This window comes from Pseudomonas sp. VE 267-6A (assembly GCF_024126555.1).
Taxonomy (GTDB): domain Bacteria; phylum Pseudomonadota; class Gammaproteobacteria; order Pseudomonadales; family Pseudomonadaceae; genus Aquipseudomonas; species Aquipseudomonas palmensis.
Map to the genome: position 1 here is coordinate 50,373 of NZ_JAMYBY010000006.1, position 26,714 is coordinate 77,086.

Genomic DNA, 26,714 nt, shown 5'->3' on the forward strand with positions numbered 1-26,714 from the left:
AAGGTTGCCTGCTTACGCATGATAAGGACCCATCATGAACGACCTGCACCCGCAGCCACTGCTGGCCACCTTGCTGCTGCTCGGCAGTCTGCCCGCCCTTGCGGCCTTGCCCGGCGCCCCGGCCTATATCGATGACAGCGGCTACCCCGAGGCCGCCAAGCAACGCATTCTGCCGGCAATGTTCGAGCAGACCCTCACCAGTACCCGCTATATCGCGCCCGCCGGCAATCCCCTGACCACCGTGGCCGAAGCCACCGGCTTTGCCGACACCAGCACCTACGCGCAAACCCGCGATTACCTTCAGCAACTGGCATCCGCCGCCAATGGCGCCATCGTGCTCAGCGAGCTGCCGGAGAAAAGCGCCGAGGGCCACCCGATGCTGCTGGTGGTGGCCTCGCTGGAGGCCGACAAGTCACCCGCCGCGCTCAAGCGTTCGGGCAAGCCGACGCTCTTTATCGAGGCCGGTATCCACCCCGGCGAGTCCAACGGCAAGGACGCGATGTTCATGCTGCTGCGCGACATGACCACCGGCAGCAAGCCGCTGGCCGGCCTGCTGCAGAAGGTCAACATCCTGTTCATCCCCAGTGTCAACGTGGACGGCGATATCCGCCGCAGCGCCTATGGCCGAATCAACCAGAACGGCCCCCGCCAGAGTGGCTGGCGCGTGAACGGGCGCAACCTCAACCTGAACCGCGATTTCACCAAGCTCGACAGCGCCGAGATCCGCAACGTGGCCTGGGTGTTCAACACCTACGAGCTGAGCTTCTTCGCCGACACCCACTCCACCGATGGCGCGATGTACCCCTACGACAGCTCGTACTGCCATAACGGCAATGGCTGGTCGCCGGCCAGCAGCGCGTGGATGGACACGGTGATGCGTGCGCCGGTGTACCAGGCGCTGGAGGGCGAGGGGCATGTGGTGCACGAGTGCATCAGCATGAACGACAACCAGGACCCGACCCAGGGCTACTACCCGTACCGCACCGACCTGGCGCGCTTCTCCAACCAGTACGGCGATATCCGCAACGTGCCGTCGATTCTGATCGAGCAGCATGCACTGCACCCGTACCAGACCCAGGTGCTGGGCAACTACGTGATGCTCAAGACGATGTTCCAGGTGATCGGCGAGCAGGCCGCTTCGCTGCAGCAGGCCATTGCCAGTGACCGTGCCCGGCTCGCGGCCCAGCGCGAGGTGGTGCTGACCTGGAAGCCAGGCAAGGAGGAGCAGGTGGATTTCAAGGTGGGCGACTACCGCTACGAACAGTCGCCGATCACCGGTGTCAGGACGATCGTGTGGAGCAACGTGCCCAAGCCGCTGACGGTGCCGGTCACTGGCAACACCGAGCCCGACCTGGTGGTCAAGCGCCCACGCCAGTACGTGGTGCCGGCGCAGTGGGCCGAGGTGATCGCGCGGCTCAAGGCGCATGGCATCCGCATGCGCACCCTCGAGCAGCCCACGGCGATGGCGGTGACGCTGTACCGCATGGATGAGGTGAAGGTGGCCGGTGGCTTCGAGCCGGACCGTGCGGCAGCCAACGAGATTCCGGGCTATGAAGGGCATCTGCTGGTCAGTGGCGTGGCCAACCCGCTGGAGCGTATGCAGACCTTTGCGGCGGGTTCGGTGCTGATCGACGTCGACCAGCCGCTGGGCGTGCTGGCGATCAACCTGTTGCACCCGCAAAGCCCCGACTCGTTCTGGGCCTGGGGTTTCTTCAACGCGACCCTGGTGGCGGCGGAGGAGCCAGAGGAATACGTGATGGAGCCGATGGCGCGCAAGATGCTGGCCGAGAGCCCGGCACTCAAGGCCGAGTTCGAGGCCCGCCTCAAGGACGACAAGGCGTTCGCCGACAGCCCGAGTGCGCGCCTGCACTGGTTTTACCAGCGCACGCCCTTCTATGACGTGAATGCATTCGTGTACCCGGTGGGGGCCGTGTACTGAGTTAAAGGAAGCGCCAGCCGTGCCGATGCAGGTGTGGGCCACCGCGACCATTGCGGTGGCGTTGCCTTGTCAGGACGTCCATGAAGACCAGCCTTACCCTTGCCATCACCCTGCTGTACGCCTCGCTGGCGTGTGCCCAGGACATGAGCCAGCAGATTGCACAGCCGCTCAAGTACGCAAGCCTTGAAGAAATGAACCTTGGCGAGTTCGTGCAACAGAGCCGCTATGCGTCGACCTTGAGCGCGCTGCGCATGGACTCCGAAGCCGGTGATGCCAATGCCACGCTGGACCTGCTGGAGGCACTGACCGGCAACAAGGACCTCAAGCCCCAGGACCTCGACGCGGTCAAGCAACTGCTGGAAATCGCCGCCGTGCAGAAAGCCGACGGTGCCAGGTTGCAAGCAATGACGGCCCGCTACAGTGCACTCAAGACCCAGGGTGTGGCGGTGTCGACAACGCCTGCACGGCCAGCGCTGACCCTCGACTACAGCGGCGACTCGCTGGACGACATCTCTGGCGTGAAAGGCTGTGGCGATGCGCAGACGGCGCAGACCACGGCGTGCTTCGCGGCGTTCAACAAGGCGTTGAAGGCCGATTACACGGCGCTCAAGCAGTACAACCTGGCCTTGGGCTGGTCGGCGCAGCGGTTTCAGCCAGATGCCCTGCAAGCCAAGGCAAGCAAGGCCTGCGGGCGCTTCGACTACTGTCCGACCACCACCTTGTACGTGATGAACCAGACGTTGCTGCACGAAACCAACGAAGTCCGCTTCCCCAAGACCTACGAGCAGGCGGTGTATCAATTGCTCACTGTGCCGGTGGCCACTGTGCAGCGCACGCAAAAGGCCAACTATGAAAAGGCAGTGCAGGCCAACTTCGAGCAGGCCCGCCAGCAACGCTATGCCTACCGCGAACGCGCCGGTCAGTCGGCGGACGCCCTGGTCATCTACGCGTTGCGCATGGATGCGGTGATTCTCGAACGGCCCAACTGCACCGCGTTTGCCAACCAGGCCTATGAAATGGCCTTCAACGTCCACAACAGGGTCGTTGCCGAGAGCGAGCTGGACCGCATCAACCGCTCGATCGTGCAGACGCAGTGCACGCTGCGCTAGGGGCCATCAGCTCGTGGCGGGCAGGGCCGCCACGGCATCGACTTCGATCTGCATGCCGTCCAGTGCCAGGCGCGGCACGGGTATCAGGGTGCAGGTCGGTTTGCTGAGCTGGCCCCAGGCGGCGTTGGCAGCCGCCACCCACAGCGCCAGCCTGGCTTCGCTATGGTCCACGATCAGCAGGGTCAGCTTGAATACATCGGCCAGGCTCGCACCTCTGGATTCCAGCGCGGTGCGCAGGTTGAGCAGCGCCTGGCGCGCCTGTTCGGCAAAGTCGGGCGACAGCGTACCGGCAGGGTCTTCACCCCCCTGGCCGGCGATGTACAGCAGCTTGGCGGCGGTGCTGACCTCGGCCACGTGTGAATAGGCATTGGCGCTGGGGTCGTACAGGCCTTCGGGGTTGGACAATGCAAATACAGCGGGTTGGCTGGTGCTCATGGGGCGACTCCACTCAAGGGAGGCGCAAGGGTAAAACCTCAAGTTAGGTTGAGGTCAAGCACCTGTTTTCAAGGGCGCCGCACGTTCTTCAGTAGTGTTTGAGAAATAGGCGCTGCGAAGGCACCGGCCCCTTGATCAGTCGGATCAGGTCGCTGGCCTGCAAGGTGAACGGCTTCGAATAGTAGTAGCCCACAAAGAAGCCGGACGCCTTCATGGTGCATGGCAGTACCGGCTTTCTTGCCAGCATGTCGAGGGCCGCTGCGTCGCTCAGGTCGCGGTACTGGTCTTTTTTCTGAAAGCTCAGTTTCGAGGTGAACAGGCCATCACGGGGCGGTCGGTCATCGCGTTCGATCTCACCGATCAGCGAATACGTCATGCGGTGGTCATAGGCGAGGTTCTCATCCTCGGTGATCGAGCATTCGATGCGCGTGCCCAACTGGCTGGTCTTGCCCCGGAAGGCGTCGAGCACATCCACATCTGCCGCGAAGGTCAGGGTGTACACACTGTGGTTGCTGTCGAGCTGCTTTTGCAGGGAAATCGGTTCGACCGTGGCCTTGGCGCGCGGGATGAACAGTGAACAGGCACTGAGCTGGGCAGCCAGCAGGCCAAGTACGATCAGTGGAAGCAGGCGCATGTGTCATCCATGGGGGCGGGAGGGCGCCTTGATACACCAGTTGGTCACGCTGCGCCAGCGGTTCACGAGGCATCGCACAAAGCGCCGTGACACTTGCCGCAGAGTGCCTGCTAGGGCATCCTGCGCGCCCGCCACACTCATGGAAGAAGGGCGCATGCCTGTGTTTCACCGCTTCGCCCTCGGCTTCACGCTGGCCGCCGGTGCACTGTTGAGCAGTGGCTGCGTCAAGGACCACGGCATCGACCCGTTGCCCCTGCGCTTTGTGTCGTTCAGCGACAACCCGTATCGCTACGACCTGCGTTTTCAGGCCGACGAAGACCTGCTCAGCCTGTTCGAACGCCACACCGGCAATGGCCAGATCAGCGAGCGGCTGGTGTGCGCGCTGGACGGCGACGAGAACTTCGACCTCGAGCACGTCATCACCTACAACCTGTCCGGCTCGCCCGAGTTCGAAAGCCGCGCGCCCGATGGCAGTTTCAACTACCTGGCGCAGATGAGCTTCGACAAGACCCTGCCGAGCCGCTCCAGCAGCACTGAACTGACCCGCGAAACCATCCAGCGCCTGCTCGAGAACAGAACCACAATCCCGTGCAAGCTGTACATCACCGCGTTCCCGTATCACGCGTACTTTTCACTGGTGATGCGTATCCCGGTTTCGGTGCTGCTGGCCGAAGTGAACAAGCACGACTACAGCCCGTACATACCACCTTTTGTGTGGGCCGCGCCGACGCTGGACGACGCCACGCCGCTGGCACCCTTCGCCAGGCAGGTCGAGGCGCCGCTCTACAGTGCACGCCTGCCCATCACCGACAGCGAAACCGGCAGGCCGCTGCCACGCGTGGCCTACGTGATCCAGCGCAAGGACGGGTATCTGGAATACGGCACCAGCGATGCCGAGGGCTACACCCACGAGGTGATCTCGCTGACCCGGGAAACCATCAAGCTTTACCTGGTGGACTAGGGGTATCATCCCCGGCTGAATTTGCCCTACTGCGCTAGAGGAACCCCACGGTTTGCCTGATTCACTGCACGCATCGCTCCACAACCCCCTGCTGCAATACCTCGCCCGACTGGCCCCGTCGAGCCAGTTGACCATGAAGTACATCCTGCAGGACGCCGCCGACCGTCTGGACTTCGAGGACATCGACATCAAGGAGGTGCCCTGGCACTTGCTCGAACCGGGGCATGTCACTGCGCTGGTGGCGGCGTTGCGCGCCGACGGCTATGCGCCCAACACCACGTCGCTGTACGTCAACGCGATTCGCGGGGTGATGAACGAAGCCTGGCGCCTGGGCCTGATCAGCCAGGACCAGCTGCTGCGCATGCGCACGGTCAAGGCCGCCCAGGGCACGCGCCTGCCGGTGGGGCGCAACCTCAAGCGCACGCTGATCCGCGAACTGATGGAGGCCTGCGCTGCCGACCCGCGCCCGCAGGGGCTGCGCGACGCGGCGGTGATCGCCTTGCTGTACGGCACCGGCATGCGCAAGAGCGAGTCGGTCAACCTCGACCTCAAGCAGATCGACTTTGCCGAGCGCAGCCTGCAGGTGCTGGGCAAGGGCAACAAGCAGCTGATCAAGTACGCCCCGGTGTGGGCCTTCGACAAGCTCAATGCCTGGCTGGAGTTTCGCCGCTCGCAGCTGCCCGAGGGCCAGGCCGACGATACCTTCCTGTTCAACCGCATCCGCCGCGGCAGCCATATCACCCGCGAGCGCATCACCAAGCACGCGATCTACTACATCGCCCGCCAACGCGGAACCCAGGTGGGCGTAAAGATCATGCCCCACGATTTTCGCCGTTCGTTCATCACCCGGGTGATCGAGGAGCACGACCTGTCGATAGCGCAGAAGCTGGCGCATCACAGCAACATCCAGACCACGGCCAACTACGACATGCGCGACGACAACGAGCGGCGCCGCGCGGTGGACCGCTTCGACTGCTAGCTACCGGCGGGCCAGGCCCGGGTGTTGATTCGGCTGGGCCGGGCTGGCCATTGCCAGCTGCTGCCGGCGCGGCGCAGCCATAGCCCGCTGCCGCTGGGCAGCAGGCTGGGGGTGCCCAGCCGTGGCAGGACCTGTACGTCAGCCGCGTAGGCGTTGACCTGGGAGCCCCTGTGCAGATGATCGACACTGAACGTCCCGGACTGTGCGCGGACTTCACCGCTCGGGGTTTCGACGATCAGCGGGCGCGGGTCGCTGCTGGCCTGCACCAGCACTTCGCCGTCGTGCAGCACCAGGCGTCGCTGCTGCGCGGTGAAGCGGATGTCCACATGGGTGGCGTGGTTGAGCGCAAGCTGGCTGCCATCGCTCAATTGCAGCAGGCGTGTCTGGGCCGGCCCGGTGCGTTCATCGGCCATCAATTGGCGCCACGGCACGATGTTCTGCGCCAGGTAGGCGCTGCCAAGGATTGCCAGCAGGCAAGCGCCAAGGCGTTTCAGGCGAGGGTCAGACACGGGTAGCCCCAGGTGGAAGAGGCTGGGGATGATAGGGGCAGCAGGGGCGGCACTCAAGCGGTTGCAGTGCTTGGGCCTTTGCCGGCAAGGCCGGCTCCTACAGGGTGTGTATCGCCGGTAGGAGCCAGCTTGCGGGCGCAGCGGTCAACTGCCGGCCGGGCCGCTGACACCGCCGCTGTTGTTGCTTTCGGAGCCTTCGTGGCCATTTCTCTCGGAACCGGTGCCCTCGGGCATCTGCCCACGGGTGTCATCGGTGTTCATGCCGCCCTGGCGGCCGTCGTCGTTGCCCTGGGTACGTGGGTCGGTGCCGTTGGGCATCGACGGCTCGTTGGACGGGGCCGGTACATCCACCCCGGCCCCAGGGAGGGTGGAGTTGGGCACGCCGTTGCCGGGGGCAGGGTTGGTCGGGCCGGTACCTGCGGCCAGGGCCACGGTGGCCTGGGCGCCCAGCAGCGCGGCGAACAGCAGAGCGGTGATCGGGGTGCGGGTCATGGTCGAACTCCTTTCATGTGGGCTACCTGACATTGGTCCGTCGTCATGCGCCGAGGGTGCGGCGTGAGCGACGGACGGTCTAGTCGCGACCCCGCATGAAGAAGCCCGCCACGTACTTGCGGAAGGTGTCCAGGCCTTTGAAATCGGCAAAGCGCCTGAAGTTTTCCGTTTCGGGCTCCGGGCCCAGCGGCTGTTCGGTCAGCGACACGGACAGCACCCGGTCCTGGTCGGAGCTGAGCACCAGTTCGTCCATCACTCGACCGCCGATCACCGGCCGGCGCATCACCACCTTCACACCCTTGCCGGCCATCCAGTCGATCAGCGAGACGAGCATCTTCAGCGGTTCGCGCTCTTCGTCGCGGTACACCGGGAACAGGTGAGCGCGCGACAGCACCGGCACGCTGGCCACATGGATCAGCTCGTAGAAGTGGCTGCCGGCGGTGGCGGGGGAATAGATGGCCAGCGCCAGCAGCGGGCCGGGGGTGCGGCTACCGCCCCACAGCAGGTGGTGGCCCTGGAAGTCGAACCCGTCTTCGCTGCGTTCGGTGAGCACCTTGCGCGCCTTGATCTGGCTGACGCAGTCCAGCAGCAGGCCATGGCGCCGATGTGTGCCGAACACCGTGGCGTCGCGCAGACGTGCCTTGAGCATCATCATGTGCTTCATGTCCAGGCGGGTTTCCAGGTAGTTGCTGGCGGGCACGCGGTCGATCAGCGGGTAGCGGGTGGCGACGCTGCGCAGTTCGGCGAACTGGGCAGTCAGGTCCTTTTTGAGGTGGGTGGCATAGACGTTCAGGCCGCTGGCTTCGATCAGGGTCAGCAGCAGCGAGAGCAGGCGATGCTGTTCGCGCCTGTCGCCGCTGCCGCTGCCGTCGCCACTGCCGGCAGCGGCACGCTGGAAATCGCCGATCAGGCGCAACGGCGCGTCCGGTGCCAGCCAGGCCGCCGGCGGGGTGTCGGCCTCGTTGTGGCTGGCGTCGGTGTCGCGTTCGTCCTTGGTGAAGGCACAGCCCGGCGCATGTTCGGCGGTGCCGGGGTTGTTCTTGAGAAACAGCGTGCCGGTGCTGCCGTTGAGGTTGACGTTGAGTACCGGCATGCTTTTGGGCTGGCAGTCGCAGGCCAGCCACTGCCCGGCGGCGCGTACCTTCATCAGCAACTGGTTGGCCTGCAGCAGCCGCGGGCCCTCCAGGGCGCCCAGCACGAACCCGCGCAGCAGTTCCTCTTCGGCGGGGGTAAGGGTGCGCACCAGCGCGGCGTTTTTCTCGATGATTCGCATGGACGATCCTGGCCAGCTTTCCTGTGCCTGCCACCTTAATTCAAAGCCCTGCACGCGACCATCGCCGCGTGCAGGTGGCGTTCATTGCGGGCTGAACATTTTTGCCGCGCGGGCGCGGATTTCCTCGACCGACACGTCTTCGACGTGGGTGGCGACGAACCAGAGGTTGCCGAAAGGGTCCTTGAGGGTGCCGCTGCGGTCGCCGTAGAACTGGTTCTGCACGGCGTTGACCTGGGTGGCGCCGGCCTTCAGCGCCTGGGCGAAGGTAGCGTCGACATCTTCGACGTACAGGTGCAGGCCGATGGCGCTGCCCTGCAGGGATTGGCTGCTGGTGAGCCCGCCGGCCTGGTCGCAGGGGTCGGCCAGCATCAGCGAGGAATCGCCGATTTTCAGCTCGGCATGGCCGATACGGCCATCGGGGGCGTCGAGGCGGAACATTTCGGTGGCGCCAAAGGCGGCCTTGTAGAAGTCGATGGCCCTGGCAGCGTCCTTGATGCCCAGGTAGGGGGTGATGCTGTGCTGACCGTCGGGGATGGGTTGGGTGGCCATTTTTTCCTCCATTGGTACGCAAAAAGTGTGTTGCCTACACGGGCCCTATCGCGGGTCAAGCCCGCTCCCACGTGTTCATCACTGCCTTTGTGGGAGCGGGCTTGACCCGCGATAGGTGCGCCGCGATCCAAGCCTATGCTTGTACCGTTTTGCCCACCACGCAATCAGAAGATGTAGTCAGTCGTCAGGAAACTTGACTCGCGGTTGCGGATGATCTGGCTGATCAGCTGTTTGTTGGCCTCCTGGAACTTGGTGGCCACCAGGGTGCGGATCGAGAACACGCGCAATGCGTCATGCACCGACAGGGTGCCTTCGGCCGAGTTCTTGCGCCCGTTGAAGGGGTAGGTGTCCGGCCCGCGCTGGCACTGGGCGTTGAGGTTGATGCGCCCGACCTGGTTGGCGAAGGTGTCGACCAGCCGGCCCACGGTGGCCGAATCGGTGCCGAAAATGCTCAACTGCTGACCGAAATCCGAATCCAGCACGTAGTCGATCACTGTCTGCAGGTCGCGGTAGGGCACCACCGGGATCACCGGCCCGAACTGCTCTTCGTGGTACACGCGCATCTGTGGGTTCACCGGGTACAGCAGCGCCGGGTAGAAGAACGAACCGCGGCTCTGGCCGCCGCCCTGGTTGATCACCTTGGCACCGTGGCCTACTGCATCGGTTACCAGGCCGCCCAGGTAGTCGACCTTGCCTGCTTCGGGCAACGGGGTCAGGCTGACGCCCGGGTCCCATGGCATGCCGGGCTTGAGGTCGGCCAGCTTGCGCTGGAACTTGTCGAGAAAGGCGTCCACCACCTGCTCGTGCACGAACAGGATCTTCAGCGCCGTGCAGCGCTGGCCGTTGAACGAGAGGGCGCCGGTGACCGCCTCGTTGACCGCGTTGTCCAGGTCGACCTCGGGCAGCACGATGCCCGGGTTCTTGGCGTCCAGCCCCAGCGCGGCGCGCAGGCGGTGCGGGCGCGGGTGAAGCTTCTTCAGGTCGCTGGCGGCCTTGTTGGTGCCGATGAAGGCGAACACGTCGACCTTGCCGCTGGCCATCAGCGCGCTGACGGTCTCGCGGCCGCGCCCGTAGATGACGTTGATCACCCCGGCCGGGAAGCTGTCGCGAAACGCCTCCAGCAACGGGCGAATCAGCAGCACGCCGAACTTGGCCGGCTTGAACACCACGGTGTTGCCCATGATCAGCGCCGGGATCAAGGTGGTGAAGGTCTCGTTGAGCGGGTAGTTGTAGGGGCCCATGCACAGCGCCACGCCCAGGGGCGCGCGACGGATCTGGCCGAGGGTGTCCTGCTCCAGTTCGAAGCGACTGGAGCGCCGGTCGAGTTCCTTGAGGGCGCCGATGGTCTCGACGATGTAGTCGCAGGTGCGGTCGAACTCCTTCTCGGAGTCCTTGAGGTTCTTGCCGATTTCCCACATCAGCCACTTGACCACCACCGCGCGCTGCTCGCGCATGCGGGCCAGGAACGCCTCGACATGCTGGATGCGCTCGGCCACGCGCATGTTCGGCCACACGCCGCGGCCCTTGTCGTAGGCACGCACGGCGGCGTCCAGGGCGGTGAGGGCGGTATCGGCGTCCAGCAGCGGGGCGCTGCCGAGTATCACCTGCTGCTCACCGTCGTCGGTCTTGAGCCACACCGGGCTGCGCACCGTGGCCAGCGGGCCTTCCCAGCGGTGCAGCTGCCCATCCACCAGGTAGTCGCGCTGCTCGAGCGGGTCGCCCAGGCGATAGGCCTCGGGGATATCCGTGGCAGCGGGAAACAGCGAGTCCAGACGATCCATGACGCAATACCTCTTTTCCATGGTGAATGAAACGGTTCAGCCGAGCATAACGCCGGCCCCGGCACAAAAGCCAGCCTGGCCCGGGTGCGCTCCGGGCCGGCGCCCGCCTGTCAGTCGATGGTGCCTCGCGCCACTCCCTCGGTCAGGGTTCTGCGCAGGTCGACGAGGCGTTGTTCGTACACCTGCCGCAAGCGCTGCGCCTCCACCAGCAGTTCACCTTCGCTCAGCGTTTCGGCTGCCTGCTCCAGGCTGTCGTCCAGCGCTGCCCGCGAGGCGGCGAACTGTGCGGCGAAGCGTTCGCGCAAGTGGTGCTCCCATGCAGGGTAGACCGGTTCCTCTTCATGGTTCATGGCCAGTACTTCGTCCAGGCCGTGGGAGGTGGTCGGGTCGACCGCCAGCAGCAGGTTGCGCTGCTGTTCTATCCAGGCTTCGCCCGGCAGCGGCATCACATCGACCAGTGCGTCGATGATCACCGGCTCGTCGGCACGCGCCGCCTGGGCCAGGTCCAGGCCCGGCAGGCGGGTGATACGTTTGAGCGCCCACTGGTAGAGCGTCGCGTAGCTGTCTTCGGACATGTTGAAAGAAAGGCTCAGCACGCCGAAGCCGAGCTTTCTGAGACGCACGTGGTTGACGATGGTCGCCAGCAGGGTGCGCGAGCGGGTTGCCAGGTCCGGGATGGCCAGGGCCTGTGACACCTCGCCCAACTGTTCGAGGTCGAGCAGGGTGCCGCCTGTGCGGGCGAGAATCTGCTCACGCAGAGGCGCATTGGCGTCCATCCAGGTCAGCAGGCGCCACAGGCGGCGCCGGTAGGTCAGGGGGGCGACGATGTAGGGCGGGCTGTCGAACATGGCACGCAGGTCCCGGAAGAACCCCGACGGCAGGCTCTGCTGCAGTCGTTGCCAGCTGGCCCGCTGTTGTGGCGTGGCGTCGTCGAGCAGTTCGTTGTAATCGATCTCGGCCACCAGCAGGTCGATACGGTGGGTGGTGTAGTAGGCATCGGCCGCCTGCAGGGCAGCATCGCTCAGCGGATTGTGTTCCAGGCGCAGCGCCCGGGCCAGCGGAGGTGAGAGGATGGCGGTCGGTGGCAGCTCCTGCAGCTGGTTGCCGGACAGGTCCACCAGGTTCGGCGCGTCCAGCTGATCGAGCCCTGCCGGATAGGTCGCCAGGCTGCAGTTGTACAGGTCCACGCCCTGCAGCCGGTTCAGGCGGGCGAAGTCGGGCGGGGTGGCCAGCGGGTTGTTCGCCAGGCTCAGGTCGCGCAACTGCGGGTAACCTTCGAGGGCGTGCTGCAGGTGCTCGTCCCAGACCAGGCGGTTGTTGGCCAGGTCCAGCACGCTGAGCCGATCACCCAGCCCGGTGGGCAGGCTGGTGAGTTCGCAGCCGTTCAGGCTGACGCGCTGCAGCTGGGTGAAGTGGCGCAGGAAGGCGTCAGGCACCCGGGTCAGGGAGTTCTGCTCCAGCGACAGCTCATTCACGTGATCGAAGTTGGCCTCCAGCACAGGGAAGCTTTCCAGGTCGCCGTCGGTCAGGTCTAGAAAGTCCAGGTTCAGTTGAATGATGGCTTCGCCGTCGGCGACCTCGCGCACCGACACGCGCTGCCAGGCGGCGATGATTTCCTCCCGCGCCGATTGCCGGGCTGTATTGGGCAGGGCCCACAGGGTCAACGCGCTTTTCAGGCGTTGCAGGGTTTGTTCGAGCGTGCGCAGCCGCGCCTGTGCCGGAATCTCGCTGGCCTCCCAGGCCGCCAGTGTGGCACGCGCCTCTTCGCCGCTGGCATGCGGGTAGAGCGTGCGGTAGCGGGCCTCCTGTGAGGAGCTGGCAGCCGACACCGGCGGGTAGCCGGGGCGATCACTGCCCCCCAGCAGGCGTGCTTCGCTGGCCCAGCCGCGGACCTCGCCCGACCACAGCCAGGTGGCAAGTTCGCCGCGGGGGCGTTCGAGCATCGACAGCACGCGTTGCTGCAGCGCCGCCCTGGTGTCCAGGCCCAGCACCTGGCGATAGCGGGGAGCGATGCTGTCATGCAGGGCCGCGAACAGGTCGTCGCCGGGCGCGTGCAGCGGGAGGTCGTCCTTGAAGGTCTGGTAGCCTTCTGCACCGTGCACCAGAACCCTGCGCTGCGCCTGGGTGGCACGACCCACGCGCTGCAGCAGGGGGCCGCGCGGGCCACCCGTGCGTGCTTCCAGCACCACCGAGGTGTCCCAGCCGGGGGCGTGCTCCAGGCACAACAGCGCCAGGCGCGTGCTTTGCGGCGTTGCCAGGGTTGGCCAGTACAGGCCTTCGGTCGCGCGTACCAGGGGAACACGGGCGGCCAGCGTGGCGGCCTCTTCCAGCAATTTGGTGGGGATGGCTGCCGGTGGCACCCAGCGTGCCAGCCGGGCCGGGCCGACTGTGTCCAGCAGGCTGCGGGCCAGCACCGGGCTCAACCCGGGCAAGCGTGCGCACAGGGCCGTGATGTGCGGCTGCGGGGGCACCAGGGCCAGGTAACGCTGCTCGAACAGGGCCTTGCCGACGCTGCCCGTGACGTTTTCGGCGCGCAGTTGCCGGACGATCCTGAGCCGTTGCAGCGTATCGGCCAGCAAGGGTGGCAGGCCCAGATTGGCGGCGTACAACCGACGCAGCGCGTCTTCGCGGATGCCGCTGACCTGGCAGGCCTGTTCGAGTTCTGCATCGCTCAGGCCTTGCGCAAGCGGGCCCAGACGGCGCAGCAGGGTGGCTCGCGACCAGCTCAGAGGCTGTTCATGCACGCTGCGCCAGGCACCCTGGCCGTTGTGCTCCAGTGCGGGGCGATAGGCGTCTTCACGCTCGGGGTGGCGCAGTTGCCATTGCTGCTGGTGCGCATCGAACTGCTGCTCGTACAGGTCGGCGCCGAGCCTGATGTAGTGCCGGTCCGCGTGCCGGTACTGGCCCTGGTCGTTGGCTGTCACCTCGGCGGGTAGCGACGTGTCCAACCGGTAGGGTGCCAGGTCGGGCAGGTACAGGCGCGTACTGCCATCGGGCAGTGGCACTTCGATCAACGCATCGACCAGCGCTGGTGCTGCCTTGAGCGCCAGCACCGAACCGGCCAGCATGCCGGCAGTGATCGCCACCGACTGCAGGTGCGCCATGGCGCCCTCGACGTCGCCGTCCTGCCAGTCCTCCACGCCTTCATACACCTCCTTGATCAGCTGTACCGCAGTGACCGCCAGCATGACCGGGCCCAACGCGGGAACGAACATCGCCGCGGCATTGAGCACGTTCAGCGCGCGTGTCTCCCATTGTTCCAGGCGGGCCTTGCGCGCTTTCTCGTCGGCTTCAGCGGTGGGCACCATCAGTACCCGTGCTTCATCCTTCAGGCGTTGCAGGTGGCGGTCCTGCAGCACGCCGAACAGCTCGCCGGCAACCGGGGCAAGGCTCAGGTACAGGCTGTCCTGCTCCTGCGAGTGCCACGGTCCGTCCTTGTCGACCACCTGCCGGGCCAGGTTGTGTCCGAGCACATCGAACAGGTGTTGCTGCTGTTGCAGCGGTACGTAGCGCTGAAACAGCCTGCGAAACCCGGGGTGGTTGAGGCGCCCTTTGAGGTAGCGCTCCAGCGCCGGCATCGACGCATGCTCGGTGAGGGCATCGTCCGGGTCGCCGGGCAAGTACAGCAGCAGGCTGTCTGCCTGCTGCTCAGATGCCAGGGCAAACAGCAGGATGTCGTGCAACGGTACGCCGCTCATGCTCAGCAGGCTCGCCTGCACTGGCGGGGCCTCGGCGCCTGCTGCGGCGGGCGCGTCCAGCAGCGCCAGCAACCGGCGGCAGGCGGTTGGCCCGATGCGCTGGCGCGCTTTCGCCACGGTGACCTCCAGGCGCAGCAACTGGCGATTGGCATCGATCGAGTCGCGACGCACCCTGTCTTGCGTGGCAGGTGTTTCGAAGACTGCCTGCAGGTGCTGCTGGTAGCGGGCGCCCAGGTCCAGTTCGCGGCACAGGCGGGCGAACACGGCGGGTGACAGGCGATGGCGGGTATAGCGGTAGGCAAGGCCGGCGTCGGTCAGGTCGAGGTGGAAATGGCCTTGCAGGGTGATCGCACTCTTGCCGAGGAAGGTCACGTCGTCACCGAAGTTCTGCAGCGCTGCCTGCAGCAGGCTCTGCTTCTGGTAGGTGGTACGTGTGGCGAGCTGCCAGAGGTCGGCCTCTTCGTGAAACTGCACTAGGTCGGTGGTGTGCAGGTTCAGGGTTTCGCCAAGTTCGGCGTCAAGGCGCGCCTGCAGCAGCGGCTCGGCAAATGCCAGCAACCCCTGGCAGGCCTTGAGGGTGCCTGCCAGTGTCTGGCTGGCCCGCCGATAGCGACGCCTGGCTGCACGCACGGCGTCACGCTGATCGGGCAGGCCGTTGGCCAGCCAGTCCGGTTCGGCATCGGGGATGACATGGGTCAGGGCCAGATGGCGCCGAATGTCTTCGGCGTCCTGGGCGCTGGTGTGTTTCAGCCAGGTGGGCAGGCGCTGGACGATGAACGGTGAGTGGGGAATGCGTGAAGGGGAGGTAGGCATGGTCGTGCTCCGGTCGGTGGACCGACAGCACAACCGAACAGCCGGGCGAAGCGGTGGTAGTTATCTGTTGGAGGCAGTGCCCAGGGTGCTCTGGCGCGCCTCGCGCAGCGACGCGTAGCCGACCCTGGGCACGCCCGCCAGGCGCTGGTCGAGCAAGGCCTGCAAGGACTCGCCACTGCCCAGGTAGGCATCGCCGAAGTCGTGGCTGCCCAGGGCACTGGGGTGCGCCACCACTTCGAGCACGCCATGGCGTGGGGCCAGACCGTCACGCAGGTCGACCGGGGTACACACATGGTCGGCGGTCAGCCTGGCCAACTGGCGCAGGCGCTGGTTGAGCAACGTCTTGAACAGGCGTTTTGCCGGGCCGATGTTGTGCCCCACGTTGCGGGCCAGGCGTATCGGCACCCCTTCGCGGGCGGCGAAGCGGGCGACGATTTCGCCGATGGGCCACAGGTTGTGCACGTGCTGGTGGGAGTCCAGGTGGCTGGGGGTCAGCCCATGGTCCAGGCAGCGCTGCCATTGCGCGGCCAGTTCCTCGTGCACCGCCTGGCGGGCCGCGCGCCCCAGCCACAGGCGCTTGCGCGACAGGCCCAGGTCGAACTCGCCCTCGGCATTGCAGAACTGCGCCAGCGCGCGGATCGGCTCGCTCAGCGGGCGCCCGTAGGTCAGGTTGAAATGCAGGCCCACGCGCCCGCGCAGGGCCGGTTGCTGGGCCAGCGCGCAGGCGGCCTTGAATGCCGGCATGCTGGCCATGGCGGTGGCAGAGCTGATCAGGCCGCACTGGAACGCGCGCAGAATCACCGCGTTGGTGTGTTCGTTGAGGCCAAAATCGTCAGCGTTGACTATGACTTGGGACGGCATCCGGGCGCTCCTGTGCTGTGGGTGTGGCAGTGGGGGAAGTGGCAGGTGCCGGCACGGGCTGCTGTTGGCGGCGTTTGATCCAGGGCTTGATGCGTTGCCACAGGCGCAGCGCCATGCCCAGGCACAGGCCCGACGGGCGCCAGCTGTAGAAACTGTGGCGCAGGTGCTCGACCTGGCCGGTCATGCGCTCATGCAGCTGGTGGCTGGAGTTCTCCAGGCTCACCCTTGAAGCGTCGATCCACGTCCAGCCTTCGTCCAGCCCCCAGTCGATCCATTCCTGCAGCAGCACCCGGCCGCTGCCAAGGTCGGCATACTGCGGCACGAAGGCGAGGTTGTAGTCGTACAGGCGGCCCCGTTCGAGCAGGCCCAGGCGGTAGCTGATGCAGCGCCCGTCCAGTTCCAGCACCACCAGGCGCAGACGGCCATCGGCCGCCAGCGCGGTGAAGGCCTGGAACATCCACTGGCGCTGTGCGGGCACCGAGAAGATGCCGACCCCGTCGTCGCCTTTCCAGCTCACGGCCTCGACCGCGCTGACGGCTTCCAGCCAGGAAGCTGCGTTGGCGGCATCGGGGGTTACTCGGCGCACCTGTGCACCGCAGGCGGCGATGCGCTTGCGCGCGCGGCGCAACTTGTAGCGCGGGTCGCCACTGACTTCCTGGCGGTCGGCCTCGCTTATCTGGTGCACCGGCGCACGGCAGGCGGTGCGCTGTTGGTGGGTGGAACTACGGCGTGCCCACTGCTGCAGCCAGGGCGAATCGCCCGTTACCTCGTTGAGTTGCAGCAGGGCATGGGGCAGGCGCGTGCGAATGGCTGCCAGTACCTGGCCGGCGGCACTGGTCGGCAGGTCGATGAGCAGGCCGATGCGGTCGCTCATGGGGTAGCCCAGGTGGTGCACCACGGCAAAGTCCAGCGGCCCGTGGCGCTCAAGGGTGCGGATCAACGGCAGGCACAGCACCAGGCGTCCTTGTGCGTGTCCCAGCAGTACCTGCAGGTGCTGGCTGGCCGGCAAGGCAGCCTCGGCGGCGCGCAGCCAGGCCAGGCTGTTGAAGGGGGTGGCATCGGGCAGCCGCTCGCGCAACTGCTCGTAGGCGTCGGCGGGGAAGTCGTCGGCACGCAACGAGGCGTGCCAGGTAAAGGTCAGGGTCATCGGTTCAGGACACCGTGGCAGTAGTGCTGCGCGGCGCCGGTTTGCGCAAGGCATCCAGGCGCGAGCCGCTGTAGCGCGTTTCGCGGAAGAATTTCCAGCGACCGAACAGGCAGTACACGTGCATCACACGGCCCTGCTCGACGTAGCCCATGCGCAGGTGCAGCTTGAGCGCCGGAATGTTGTGGGTCTCGCACACGTCGACCACCTTGTCGCAGCCCTGTTCGGCCATGGCGCGCCACAGGGCCAGTTGCAGGTCGACCGACAGCGACGTACCCCAGTACTGGCGCGCCAGTTCACCGCCGAACTCGAAGAACTCGCCCGGCTCGACCGGGAACCAGCAGCCATAGTAATGACGGTCGTGGTAGTGACGCGGGCTGCCCCAGATGAACGCCACCACGTGGCTGTCTTCGTCCAGGAACATCAGCCCGGTATGCCCTTCGGCGGCCAGTTCACGCATGGTTTCGACTCGGTCGCCGAAGTGCTTGGCAAAGCCTTGCACGTTGTGCACCGTGATGCGCTCCACGCGTAGCGGCGCATAGGGCTTGAGGGTATGCGGCGGCACCGGGCTGACCAGGTCGCGCTCCATCCACAGCAGCTCCCAGTGAAAGAACACGTAGCGCTTGTACGCGCTGCGAAGGGTGGCGCGCAGGCCTTTCTGGTGTACGCGCTGGCTGAACTTGCTGACGATATTCATGGTGGCTCCCGTATCCGGCAGGGGAAGAGATCTTCGGCACTGTGTTCATGAGGCGCTCCATCGCAGGGCAAACAGGGTCTGCCCGGGCAGTTCGAAACGTACCTGGCCGTGCTGGCAATCCAGTGCCGCGGCGCGCGGCTGGTTGTCCGGCCCGAACAGGGTGAGCGTGGCAGCGGCCTGCGGGCATCGGCTGGCCGGGGTGGCGAAGCTGACGTGTTGCAGGCGTTCACCCTTGTTGACGCCCAGCAGGCTGCGCTGTGCGCCGCGTGCCATGGCCAGTGCATCGACCTCGAAGGCGTCGTTGTCCAGGTGCAGCACCTGGTCGAGCCAGTGCTGGGCGATGAACTGCTGGGCCAGGCCCACCGGCTTGAGCTCGAAGCGGTTGTTGCCCAGCACCTTGACCATGCCCTTGGGCCATTCGGGCTCGTCGGCGATGTGGAACCAGTTGAGCATGTCCAGCAGGCCGTCCTGGGAGGCATTGATGACCACCGAGGCCCACCATACGCCGGCATAGTGGGTGTTCTGCTCGTACAGGCTCAGGGTCGAGCCACTGGACAGGTTGGTCTGGTCGAGCAGCAGCGCCTTGCGCGGGCGACCGTTGGCGTCCAGCCCCACCAGTTCGGCGGCGCGGCGTACCGAGTCGCGGTAGGTGCGGGTGGCGAGCAGGTCGCGGACCATCCACTCGTGCCAGGCCATGGCGTCGATCTGCGGTTCGAATTCCTTGAGCAGGCGCCGTGCCCAGTCCAGGCCGACGCGCTGCGCCGCATCGCCGCGCAACGGGCCGTTGACCAGCCGCGAGCTGGCCGGCATGGCGATGCGCACGCCGGCTTCATGGGCGCCGGGGTAGGCGCGCACACGCTGGGCCATGGCCGCGAAGAAGGTGCGGTAGGTGGCGTAGTCGGCGTAGTTGAGGTTGGGTTCGTCGGCAAAGGCGATGTAATGCAGGCCCTTGCCGCCCAGGGCGACGCTGGTGGCCAGCCAGTCGTCCAGCGCGCCATCGTTGGCGCGGCTGCGCATCAGGTCGGACTTGCGCCCGGTGGCGGCCATCAGGGTGATGTCGTGGTGAATGCCGAAGCGCTCCTGGTACAGCTGGCGAAACGGCAGTTCGTAGCGCGGCTTGCGTGCCAGCACGTCGGCAAAGGTGTAGTAGCCGGCGGCCTGCAGTTGCAGCGCATCGATCACCGCATGGCTGGACGGTGGCGGCATCACGTAGGGCAGGTTGTTGCCCAGCCTGGGCGTGGGGCCCAGTACCTTGGCACTGCTGCGCAGGCTTACCTGGCCGTCGCGGTGCACCAGTGGGGCGAGGTCCTGGGGGCGCAGGGCGAACAGGTTGGCGCTGCCGTCCAGCCAGAAGGCCACCTTGCCGGTGCCTTCGAAGTTCAGGCGCCATGTCTGGTCCTGGGCGCTTGCGGGCAGATTCACCTGATCGAACTGCCAATAGGCCCGGTGTTCGAGCAGCGCCAGCCTGAGGCGCTTGCCATCGTCCACGCGCTCCAGGGTCAGGTTGCGCACGCCGTCGTGATACTTGCCGGCAAGCACCGCCGTTTCACCGGCTTTCACGCGAAAGTACAGGGTGGTGGCGCGGTCTAGTTCGAGGCTGAAGTGCACCTTGGCGGGGGCGAACTGGGCGCCGGTGGTGTCGTCGTATTCGAGGCGGTAGCGCCTGAAACTGTAGCCGGGGATGGCCACCTGGTAGGTGCCGGTGCCGGCGGTAAGTGGCCAGCTCAGCTGGCCGCGGCCTTCATGGGGGGCAATGATGCGTTGCGCATCGAGCTTGCCGGTGGCGTCGAGCAGGTACACCTGTTCCTGGTTGGCATCGGCCTGCCAGGCCGGCACCCAGCTCAGTTGCAGCGGGGCGCTGCGCTGCGGCGCCAGGTACAGGCTGCCGTCGCGAATGTCCGGCCAGCGCAGGGTGGCGGCGTGGGCAGTGGCGGCCAGCAGCAGGCCGGGTAACAACATCCATGTACGTTTCATACCGTTCTCCGTTGCAGCATCTGGCGCAAAGGCAACAGATCGCCAGGCAACACAAACAAGGTCCGCAGCAACGGTACGCCGCTCAGCCTGCAGTACAGCACGAGCATGGCCACCGTCACCCCAAGGTAGGCGATGGAGGAGGCCAGGGCCGCACCCGCGATGCCAAAACGGGGAATCAGGACCACGTTGAGAATCAGGTTTGCCGCCGCGCCCACCCCCATCATCAGCGAGACCGCGCCGGGGCGATTCTTGCCCAGCAGGTCCAGGCGCAGGATGCTTGCGTAGCACAGGCCGAACAAGCCGGGAAGCAGTGCCAGCAGGGCCGGGTAGGCCGGCTGGTAGGCCGCGCCGAACAGGGTGACGATCAGCCATTCGCCCACCAGGGCCATGCTCAGGCAGGCCCCCAGCATCACGGTGGCAGTCAGGCGCAGGGCCAGCGGGGTGAGCTTGTCCATGCCGGCATCCTGCTGCAGCAGGCGCTTCATCAGCGGGGTGGTGACGGCCTCGGGGATGATCAGCAGCAGTTCGGCGGCGGCGCTGGCCATGGCGTAGTGCCCCAGGGCGGCGCTGCCCAGGAAGGCACTGATGAACAGGTAGTCCGAGCGCAGTATGACCTGCTGGAACAGCACGTCCGGGTGGCTGCGCGCACTGTAGGCCAGCAGCTCGCGCTGCCCGCCGCGGTTCCAGCACAGCGTGATGTCGTGCTGGCGGCCCAGCCACACCAGGCCCAGCAGCGCGACCAGCCCCAGGCCCAGCAGCCAGCTGATCAGCGCGGCCTCCAGCGCGGCGTGCTGCCACATCCAGAACATGCCCACGAACAGCAGCAGCGGCACCAGCGATTCGGTCAGGCGCAGTGCGTTGAATGCGCCCACCCCGCCGGTGGCGTTGTGCAGGGTGAGCAGGCCGCTCTTGAGCACCGTCAGCGGCACCGCCAGCAGCAACAGCCAGGCCAGCAGGCCCAGTTGCAGGGTCACTTCCAGTTCAGTGCCGAATTCGCGCATCAGCGCCACGCAGATCAGGGTCAGCACCCCGGCCAGCAGGCACCCGTAGATCAGCACCTGGCTCAGCAGCAGGCCCATCGAGCGTTGCTGCGCCGCCTGATAGCCCACCGCGGTGTTCAGCCCGCCGCTGGTGGCGGCACTGATCAGGTCGGGCAGGGTGCTGAGCAGGGCGAACAGGCCGCGCTCGCTGGGCCCCAGGATGCGCGCCAGCAGCACGTTGCGCGCCAGGCGCAGGGCGATCATCGCCAGGCGTGTGCCCATGCTCAGCAGCAGGTGGCGCAGGTAGTTGCCTCGACTCATGAGCGGCCTCCGCGGCTGATGCGCCAGGCCAGCAGCGAGGGGCGGCTGGCGTTGCGCTGGCTCACGCCGATGCGCGGCAACGCCAGTGGGTCGTCATGACCCTGGCAGATCCCGGCGCGGGTGCTCAGGGCGAAGGGGTAGCGATGGGCGGCCAGGCGCGCGCGTACCCGGGCGTCATGGTCGCCGTTGGGGTAGCAGTACACCGGCAGCGGCTGCTGGCAGCCTTGCTGCAAGGCGTGGTGGCTGCGGCTGAGTTCTTCATCCAGGCGCTGGTTGTCCAGCCCCGGCAGCAGCGCGTGACTGGCCCCGTGCGGGCCGAAGCTGATCAGCCCGGAGCCTTCCAGTTCGCGCACCTGCTGCCAGTCCAGGGCCTGGGGCAGGGATTCGGCCGGGCAGGCGTCTGTCAGTTGGTGCAGGGCGGCCGGGCTCAGGGTCTTGAGGCTTTGCAGGTAGCCGGCCAGCGCCTGGCTGCGGGCGTTGGGCCGCTGGTTCATGAAGTAGGCAGCCGGCAGCGGCCGGCCGATCTTGCGCAACGCCTCGATCAGGGTGTGGCGCGGGCCTTCGCCATGGCTGCCCCACAGGGTTTCGCCCAGGCTTTCCCACCAGAAGCGCTGGCGGCTGCCGATGTAGTCGGTGGACAGGAAGATGCTGGCCGGTACCTGGTACTGCTGCAGCAACGGGAACGCATTGAGCGCGTTGTCGCGCCAGCCGTCGTCGAAGGTCAGGGCAACCTTGGGGCGGCTGTCGCCCCTGGGCTGCTGATGGTCCTTGAGCAGGTCCATCAGGTGCACGCAATCGAAGTGCTGGCGTAGCCAGCGCAGCAGGCGCTCGAAGGCCTGCGGGCCCACGCACAGTTCGTTGCGATGGGGCAGGGCCGCGCTGGCGTCGTCGGCCAGCACCCGGTGCAGCATCAGGATGACCCCGGCGCCGCGCAGCTGGCTGCGGCCCTTCGGGGAGTGCAGGTACAACCAACCGCTGGCGCGCTTGAGACTGGTCTTGATCGGCATGAAGGCACTCATCGGGTCTGGTCGGGGTTCCATTGGTTGTAGCTGTGCCCGCGCAGGAACTGCCACAGGCCCACGCTCATGCCGGCCAGGGTCACCAGCACGAAGGCGGCCAGGCGAAACGGCTTGGGCAGGCGGTGGCCCTTGTCCAGCAGGCCGACCACGGCGATGGCATAACCCAGCAGCTGGGCGGCCAGGGTCAGGCGATAGAAACCGTGGCCGTCGAGCAGCCACAGGTTGGCCAGCAGCAGGGGCACCAGCAGCACGGGGGCCAGGCGGCGTACCAGCTTGTGGCTGATCAGGGCGATGGCGTAGAGCCCGTGGCGCAGCGGGTTGAGCAGTTCGCGCCGGGCCGCCAGGCTGATCAGCCCGCCGACGGTGACGCGCTGGCGGCGACTGAACTGGCGCTCGGCCTCGTCCACGCCGTAGTCCAGCACCCTGGCCTGGTCGACGTAGACCACGCGCTTGTGTGCCACCGGGGCGCAGGTATTGATGAAGAAGTCGTCGTTGACCCGGTCCGGGATCGGCTGGTACAGCTCGCGGCGCAGGGCCTGCAGCGCACCGTCGGCCGACACCGTGCAGCCGGTGCGGCTTTCGACCCGGCGCAGCCAGGCTTCGTAGTGGCGGTACAGGCTCTCGCCCAGGCTCAGGCCCTTGCCCGCCACCGGGATGGTCATGTTGCCCACGGTGCCGCCCACCTCGGGGTCGGCGAAGGGCGCGAGCAGTGCGGCGAAGGTGCCCTCCACCCAGTGCACGTCGGCATCGGTGAACACCAGGATGTCGCCGCTGCAGTGCTCGACGGCGGCATTGAGCACGCGGTTCTTGCCCATCCGTGGCAGGTCCAGCACCAGGATGCGCGGATCGTCGAAGGTGCGCGCCAGGGCCACGGTCTGGTCACTGGAGCCGTCGCTGGCCACCACGATCTGCAGGCTGGCGAGCGGGCAGTCCTGCTCCAGCAGGTTGCGCAGCTTGTTCTCGATGTTGCGCGCCTCATTGTGCGCCGCAACCACCACGCTGACCCGTTGCGGCGGCAGCGGCGGCGGGGTGTGCCGCGGGAACAACGGCCCCACCAGCGTGAGCAGCAGCGGGTAGCCCAGCCAGGCATAGAAAGGCAACAGCAGGCAAAGCCAGAAAATGAACTCAGCCACGTGCGGGCCTCCTTGCGTTCCAGTTGAACAGGCTGAGCACGAAGGCCGCTCCAGCCAGGTGCAGGCGAACCCAGTGCAGGCCCCACAGTTGCAGGGTGAACACCGGGTCGCGGTGTTTGAGACTCTGGCGCAGGCTCAGCGCCAGCGCCGGCAGGCTGGTGAAGAACAGCAGCAGCATTGCCAGATGCGGAAAGCCGTCGAGCAGCGCGGACAATGCCAGCGCATCGAGCACCCAGGCCCCGAGGGACAGCAACGGGAAGCGCAGCAGGCGCAGGCTCGCGCCATTGCTGCGCAGCAGTTGCAGGTTGCTGCCCTGGCGCCACAGCTCCTTGCCCAGCCATTCGCTCCAGCTGCCCTCGTAGCCCCAGTGCAGCACCACCGGTGCGCGCAGGGCCAGCAGGCGGGCACCGGCCTGGGCCAGGCGCCAGGTGAAGTCCTTGTCTTCGCCGGTGCGCAGGGTTTCGTTGAAACCGCCCACCCGGTCGAACCAGTCGCGGCGCATCAGCAGGTTGGGGGTGGGCAGCCATTGCATGCTGTGCAGCGCCGGCCGGCCGGCGCGCAGTGTGCGTCGCTGCCAGGCGCGGGCGAACCAGGGCGCCTGGCGCGGGGTGTCGCAGTCCAGCGCGAATACATCGCCACGGCCCTGGGCGTGCAGGTCCAGCAGCAGGCTCAGCCACTGCTCCGGCACCTCGATGTCGGCATCCAGAAACGCCACCCATTCCCCGGAGCTGGCCTGCACGCCCCGGTTGCGCAAGGCGCCGATGGTCAGCCCCGGCAGGTCGAGCACCTTGGCGCTGAGGTTACGGGCAATCTGCGGGCCATCGTCGCTGGAGCCGTTGTCCACCACGATCAGCTCGCAGTCCAGGCCGGCAAGGTCGGCGGCCCGACGCGCCGAGTGGAGGGTGCGGGCAATATGGCGTGCCTCGTTGAACATCGGCATCACGATACTGATCTTCATCCGGCCACCTGCACGGGGCGCGCCTGTTCGGCCTTGAGGCGCAGCACGCTGGAAAGCGCCAGCAGAATCCACAGGTACTTGTGGTTCGGCGCACTGAGGAACATCAGGAACAGGCCGATGGCAAGCATGCTGGTGGACAGGTGCGTGAGCATGTCGGCCTGCCCCTGATCACCCTTTTGCAGCCACAGGCGCCGTGCATGCCAGAGGTTGTACAGGGCCAGCATGACCATGCCGACGAATGCCAGGCCCGCCGGTACGCCGACTTCGCTGAAGATTTCCAGGTAGGTGTTGTGGGCACGGCGGTACAGGTCGCCGACCTTGCGGTTGGCCGAGAACGCCTTGGCGTAGCCGGTGGTGGCGTATTCCAGCGGGAAGGTGCCGGGGCCGGTGCCCAGCAGCGGATGTTCGCGGATCATCTTGCTGCCCACCACGATGTAGGACGAACGCCGGCCCAGGGAGTCGTCCTTGTAGGCATTGACCCCGGACTTGAGCAAGGCCAGCGACTGGATACGCTCGATGTAGCTGGCCGGCATCACCGCGACCGCCACAGGCAGCACGATGGCCAGGCCGAGCATGGCGAAGCCCAGGTGACGCGGGCGCAGGTGCGTGAGTTTTTCGCGGTAGTGCACCAGGCCGATCACCAGGCTGATGGCCAGCACCACCAGCCCGGAGCGTGAGTTGGTCTTGGTCATGCCGGCCAGCAACAGCACCACGCAGGCCAGCCAGAACAGCCGCTGCAGGCGGTTGGGGCTGCTGAACACCAGCCACAGGGCCATGGGCACCGCGATGGCGATGAGCATGGCGAACACGTTGGGGTCTTCGAGCAGGCCCGAGGCGCGGCCTTCGTCCTGGTACTTGGCCGAGAACATCGCCATGGCACAGGTGACGCCCACGCTCAGGGTCACCAGGCGGTACATCATCGGCAGGTTGAGTTCGCGCCCGATCAGCAGGGTGAGCACGAACAGCACCAGGCCCACCGCCAGTTCGCGAAAGTGCCCCATGGACATCTCGCTGCTTTCACTGGCCAGAAAGCTCAGCAGGTACAGCGCCATAAAGGCCAGCAGCAGGCGCCACATGGAGCTGCGCAGGCGTTCGCCCGGCAGCTGCCCCACGGCCAGTTGCAGCAGCAGCACCATGGCCAGCGCGGCGCCGATGAATTTCGAGGCGGTCAGCTCGCTGTCCTTGAACAGGCCCTCCAGCGGCACCAGGGTGATGATGGCCAGCAGGCCCCACGCCGGGCGGCGGTACAGCACCAGCACGCCGGCCAGGCCGATCACCGCGCCGGGGGCCAGGAACGGGTAGGGGCTGGCCAGCAGTACCACGCTGACGATCGCCAGCAGGCCGATCAGGGACAGGGGAATGATCATGCGCAGGTCTCCTTGGCCGCACCTGCCGTGCCGCGATAGACCTGGGCCCAGCGTTGCGCCAGCGTCGGCAGGTGATAACGTTCACGTTGGGTGCGTCGTGCCTGGGCGATCAGCTCGCCGGCCTGGGCCGGGTCGAGCATCAGCGCTTCGAGCTGGGCGGCCAGTTCGTCCACCGCCAGGGGTGGTGCTAGCAGCCCGCTGCGCCCGTGCTCGATCACGTCGGGGATGCCGCCGACACCAAAGGCCACCACCGGCACGCCATCCTGCATGGCTTCGAGCAGGATCATCGGGGTGCCTTCGGTGCGCGAGCTGATCACCAGCGCATCCAGGCGCGCCATCCATTGGCGCATGTCTTCCTGAAAGCCTGGCAGGCGGATGCGCTCGTGCAGCCCGGCGGCATCGACGCGGGCCTGCAGGGCTTCGCGTTCCGGGCCGTCGCCGAGCATCACCGCGTCCAGATGCGGGTGGCGCTGGCACAGCGGGATCAGCGTATCGAGGAACAGGTCAGGGCCCTTTTCGCTGCTCAGGCGCCCCACGTAGCCGGCCAGCCAGCGTTCGTGGCCGTGGGCATGGGCGGGCAGGGCGCCAGCATCCGGCAGGCCGTTGGGGATGACATCGAGCTTGCGCTGCGCCACGCCGGCACGCAGGTGGATCCGGCGGATGCTCTCGGCCACGCACACCACCTTGCCGATGGTGGCGGTGCGGCACAGTTGCAGGCTCAGCCAGGTGTACAGCCGCTGCTTGCGGCTGCTGGGGGTGAAGCCGTGCTGGGTGGCGACCATCGGCAGGCGCCACAGGGTGGCGCCCACCCAGCCGAACAGCAGGCCCTTGAAGTTGTGGCTGTTGATCAGCGGCTGCTGGCTGCGGTACTGGTCCAGCGCCCGCAGCACCTCGCCCAGCCCGTTGCAGGTGCGACAGTCCACGCCGGCGGCGGCAAAACGCGCCACCAGCGTCTGCGGCGCGCCCAGAAACAGCACCACGTGCTGTCCCGGGGTGGCCTGGCAGTGGTCCAGCAACATCCGTTCGGCGCCATAGAAGCCGCCACTGCCCAGCAGGTGGATGATCGGCCGCTGCGGGCTCATGGCTGC

At 66.6% G+C, this 26,714-nt stretch carries 22 protein-coding genes; 4 read left to right on the forward strand and 18 right to left on the reverse strand.

Annotation, left to right across the window (positions count from 1 at the left end):
* The first annotated feature begins 34 nt into the window (after nt 1–34).
* Together NJH59_RS08370 and NJH59_RS08375 are read left to right on the forward strand one after the other, a co-directional pair.
* Nucleotides 35–1,939, forward strand: a complete 1,905-nt coding sequence (locus NJH59_RS08370) for a M14 family metallopeptidase (protein WP_253086640.1) — start codon at nt 35–37, stop codon at nt 1,937–1,939.
* A gap of 80 nt (nt 1,940–2,019) precedes the next feature.
* Nucleotides 2,020–3,048 carry a hypothetical protein gene (locus tag NJH59_RS08375; RefSeq protein WP_058540233.1) on the forward strand — a complete coding sequence of 343 codons (1,029 nt, stop codon included), beginning with the start codon at nt 2,020–2,022 and terminating at the stop codon, nt 3,046–3,048.
* A 6-nt stretch (nt 3,049–3,054) separates the two neighbouring features.
* Here NJH59_RS08375 and NJH59_RS08380 read toward each other — a convergent pair whose 3' ends face one another.
* Nucleotides 3,055–3,483, reverse strand: coding sequence for a RidA family protein (locus NJH59_RS08380; RefSeq protein ID WP_043860587.1), 429 nt, complete (start codon nt 3,481–3,483; stop codon nt 3,055–3,057).
* 88 nt (nt 3,484–3,571) lie between these two features.
* Nucleotides 3,572–4,117: a hypothetical protein gene (locus tag NJH59_RS08385; RefSeq protein WP_043860588.1), complete on the reverse strand. Its 546-nt coding sequence runs from the start codon at nt 4,115–4,117 to the stop codon at nt 3,572–3,574.
* 154 nt (nt 4,118–4,271) lie between these two features.
* Here NJH59_RS08385 and NJH59_RS08390 point away from each other — a divergent pair, with 154 nt between their 5' ends.
* Complete coding sequence (locus tag NJH59_RS08390; protein WP_043860589.1) at nt 4,272–5,078, forward strand: hypothetical protein; 807 nt, start codon at nt 4,272–4,274, stop codon at nt 5,076–5,078.
* Nucleotides 5,079–5,211: 133 nt separating this feature from the next.
* Nucleotides 5,212–6,057: a tyrosine-type recombinase/integrase gene (gene xerC / locus NJH59_RS08395; protein ID WP_229590266.1), complete on the forward strand. Its 846-nt coding sequence runs from the start codon at nt 5,212–5,214 to the stop codon at nt 6,055–6,057.
* Here xerC and NJH59_RS08400 read toward each other — a convergent pair.
* From NJH59_RS08400 to NJH59_RS08475, 16 genes are all read right to left on the reverse strand, one after another.
* Nucleotides 6,054–6,566 carry a FecR family protein gene (locus NJH59_RS08400; protein ID WP_104572489.1) on the reverse strand — a complete coding sequence of 171 codons (513 nt, stop codon included), beginning with the start codon at nt 6,564–6,566 and terminating at the stop codon, nt 6,054–6,056. The genes xerC and NJH59_RS08400 overlap by 4 nt on opposite strands.
* Before the next feature lie 144 nt (nt 6,567–6,710).
* Entirely contained in the window at nt 6,711–7,058 is a 348-nt protein-coding gene (locus NJH59_RS08405) for a hypothetical protein (RefSeq protein WP_043860591.1), read from the reverse strand.
* Between the two features lie 79 nt (nt 7,059–7,137).
* On the reverse strand, nt 7,138–8,331 hold the full coding sequence (locus NJH59_RS08410; protein WP_043860592.1) for a hypothetical protein: 1,194 nt from the start codon (nt 8,329–8,331) through the stop codon (nt 7,138–7,140).
* Nucleotides 8,332–8,412: 81 nt separating this feature from the next.
* Nucleotides 8,413–8,880, reverse strand: a complete 468-nt coding sequence (locus NJH59_RS08415; protein ID WP_043860593.1) for a VOC family protein — start codon at nt 8,878–8,880, stop codon at nt 8,413–8,415.
* A 164-nt stretch (nt 8,881–9,044) separates the two neighbouring features.
* On the reverse strand, nt 9,045–10,661 hold the full coding sequence (locus tag NJH59_RS08420) for an NADP-dependent glyceraldehyde-3-phosphate dehydrogenase (protein WP_253086641.1): 1,617 nt from the start codon (nt 10,659–10,661) through the stop codon (nt 9,045–9,047).
* A 110-nt stretch (nt 10,662–10,771) separates the two neighbouring features.
* The gene (locus NJH59_RS08425; protein WP_253086642.1) at nt 10,772–15,172 is read right to left on the reverse strand and encodes a leucine-rich repeat domain-containing protein; all 4,401 of its coding nucleotides are present in this window, start codon (nt 15,170–15,172) and stop codon (nt 10,772–10,774) included.
* 60 nt (nt 15,173–15,232) lie between these two features.
* Nucleotides 15,233–16,033, reverse strand: coding sequence for a carbohydrate deacetylase (locus tag NJH59_RS08430; RefSeq protein WP_078481267.1), 801 nt, complete (start codon nt 16,031–16,033; stop codon nt 15,233–15,235).
* On the reverse strand, nt 16,005–17,180 hold the full coding sequence (locus NJH59_RS08435) for a GNAT family N-acetyltransferase (protein WP_253086643.1): 1,176 nt from the start codon (nt 17,178–17,180) through the stop codon (nt 16,005–16,007). The genes NJH59_RS08430 and NJH59_RS08435 overlap by 29 nt, the downstream gene beginning before the upstream one ends.
* Before the next feature lie 4 nt (nt 17,181–17,184).
* Nucleotides 17,185–17,874, reverse strand: a complete 690-nt coding sequence (locus tag NJH59_RS08440; RefSeq protein ID WP_043860598.1) for a GNAT family protein — start codon at nt 17,872–17,874, stop codon at nt 17,185–17,187.
* Nucleotides 17,875–17,919: 45 nt separating this feature from the next.
* Entirely contained in the window at nt 17,920–19,848 is a 1,929-nt protein-coding gene (locus NJH59_RS08445) for a hypothetical protein (RefSeq protein ID WP_236176233.1), read from the reverse strand.
* Nucleotides 19,845–21,149: an oligosaccharide flippase family protein gene (locus tag NJH59_RS08450; RefSeq protein WP_043860600.1), complete on the reverse strand. Its 1,305-nt coding sequence runs from the start codon at nt 21,147–21,149 to the stop codon at nt 19,845–19,847. Before NJH59_RS08450 ends, NJH59_RS08445 begins: the two co-directional genes overlap by 4 nt.
* Nucleotides 21,146–22,156, reverse strand: coding sequence for a polysaccharide deacetylase family protein (locus NJH59_RS08455; RefSeq protein WP_043860619.1), 1,011 nt, complete (start codon nt 22,154–22,156; stop codon nt 21,146–21,148). The genes NJH59_RS08450 and NJH59_RS08455 overlap by 4 nt, the downstream gene beginning before the upstream one ends.
* Before the next feature lie 8 nt (nt 22,157–22,164).
* The gene (locus NJH59_RS08460) at nt 22,165–23,301 is read right to left on the reverse strand and encodes a glycosyltransferase (RefSeq protein ID WP_043860601.1); all 1,137 of its coding nucleotides are present in this window, start codon (nt 23,299–23,301) and stop codon (nt 22,165–22,167) included.
* Entirely contained in the window at nt 23,294–24,259 is a 966-nt protein-coding gene (locus tag NJH59_RS08465; protein WP_078481199.1) for a glycosyltransferase, read from the reverse strand. Before NJH59_RS08465 ends, NJH59_RS08460 begins: the two co-directional genes overlap by 8 nt.
* The gene (locus NJH59_RS08470) at nt 24,256–25,626 is read right to left on the reverse strand and encodes an O-antigen ligase (protein ID WP_054914458.1); all 1,371 of its coding nucleotides are present in this window, start codon (nt 25,624–25,626) and stop codon (nt 24,256–24,258) included. The genes NJH59_RS08465 and NJH59_RS08470 overlap by 4 nt, the downstream gene beginning before the upstream one ends.
* Nucleotides 25,623–26,708 carry a glycosyltransferase family 4 protein gene (locus NJH59_RS08475; protein ID WP_043860604.1) on the reverse strand — a complete coding sequence of 362 codons (1,086 nt, stop codon included), beginning with the start codon at nt 26,706–26,708 and terminating at the stop codon, nt 25,623–25,625. The genes NJH59_RS08470 and NJH59_RS08475 overlap by 4 nt, the downstream gene beginning before the upstream one ends.
* Nucleotides 26,709–26,714: the final 6 nt, after the last annotated feature.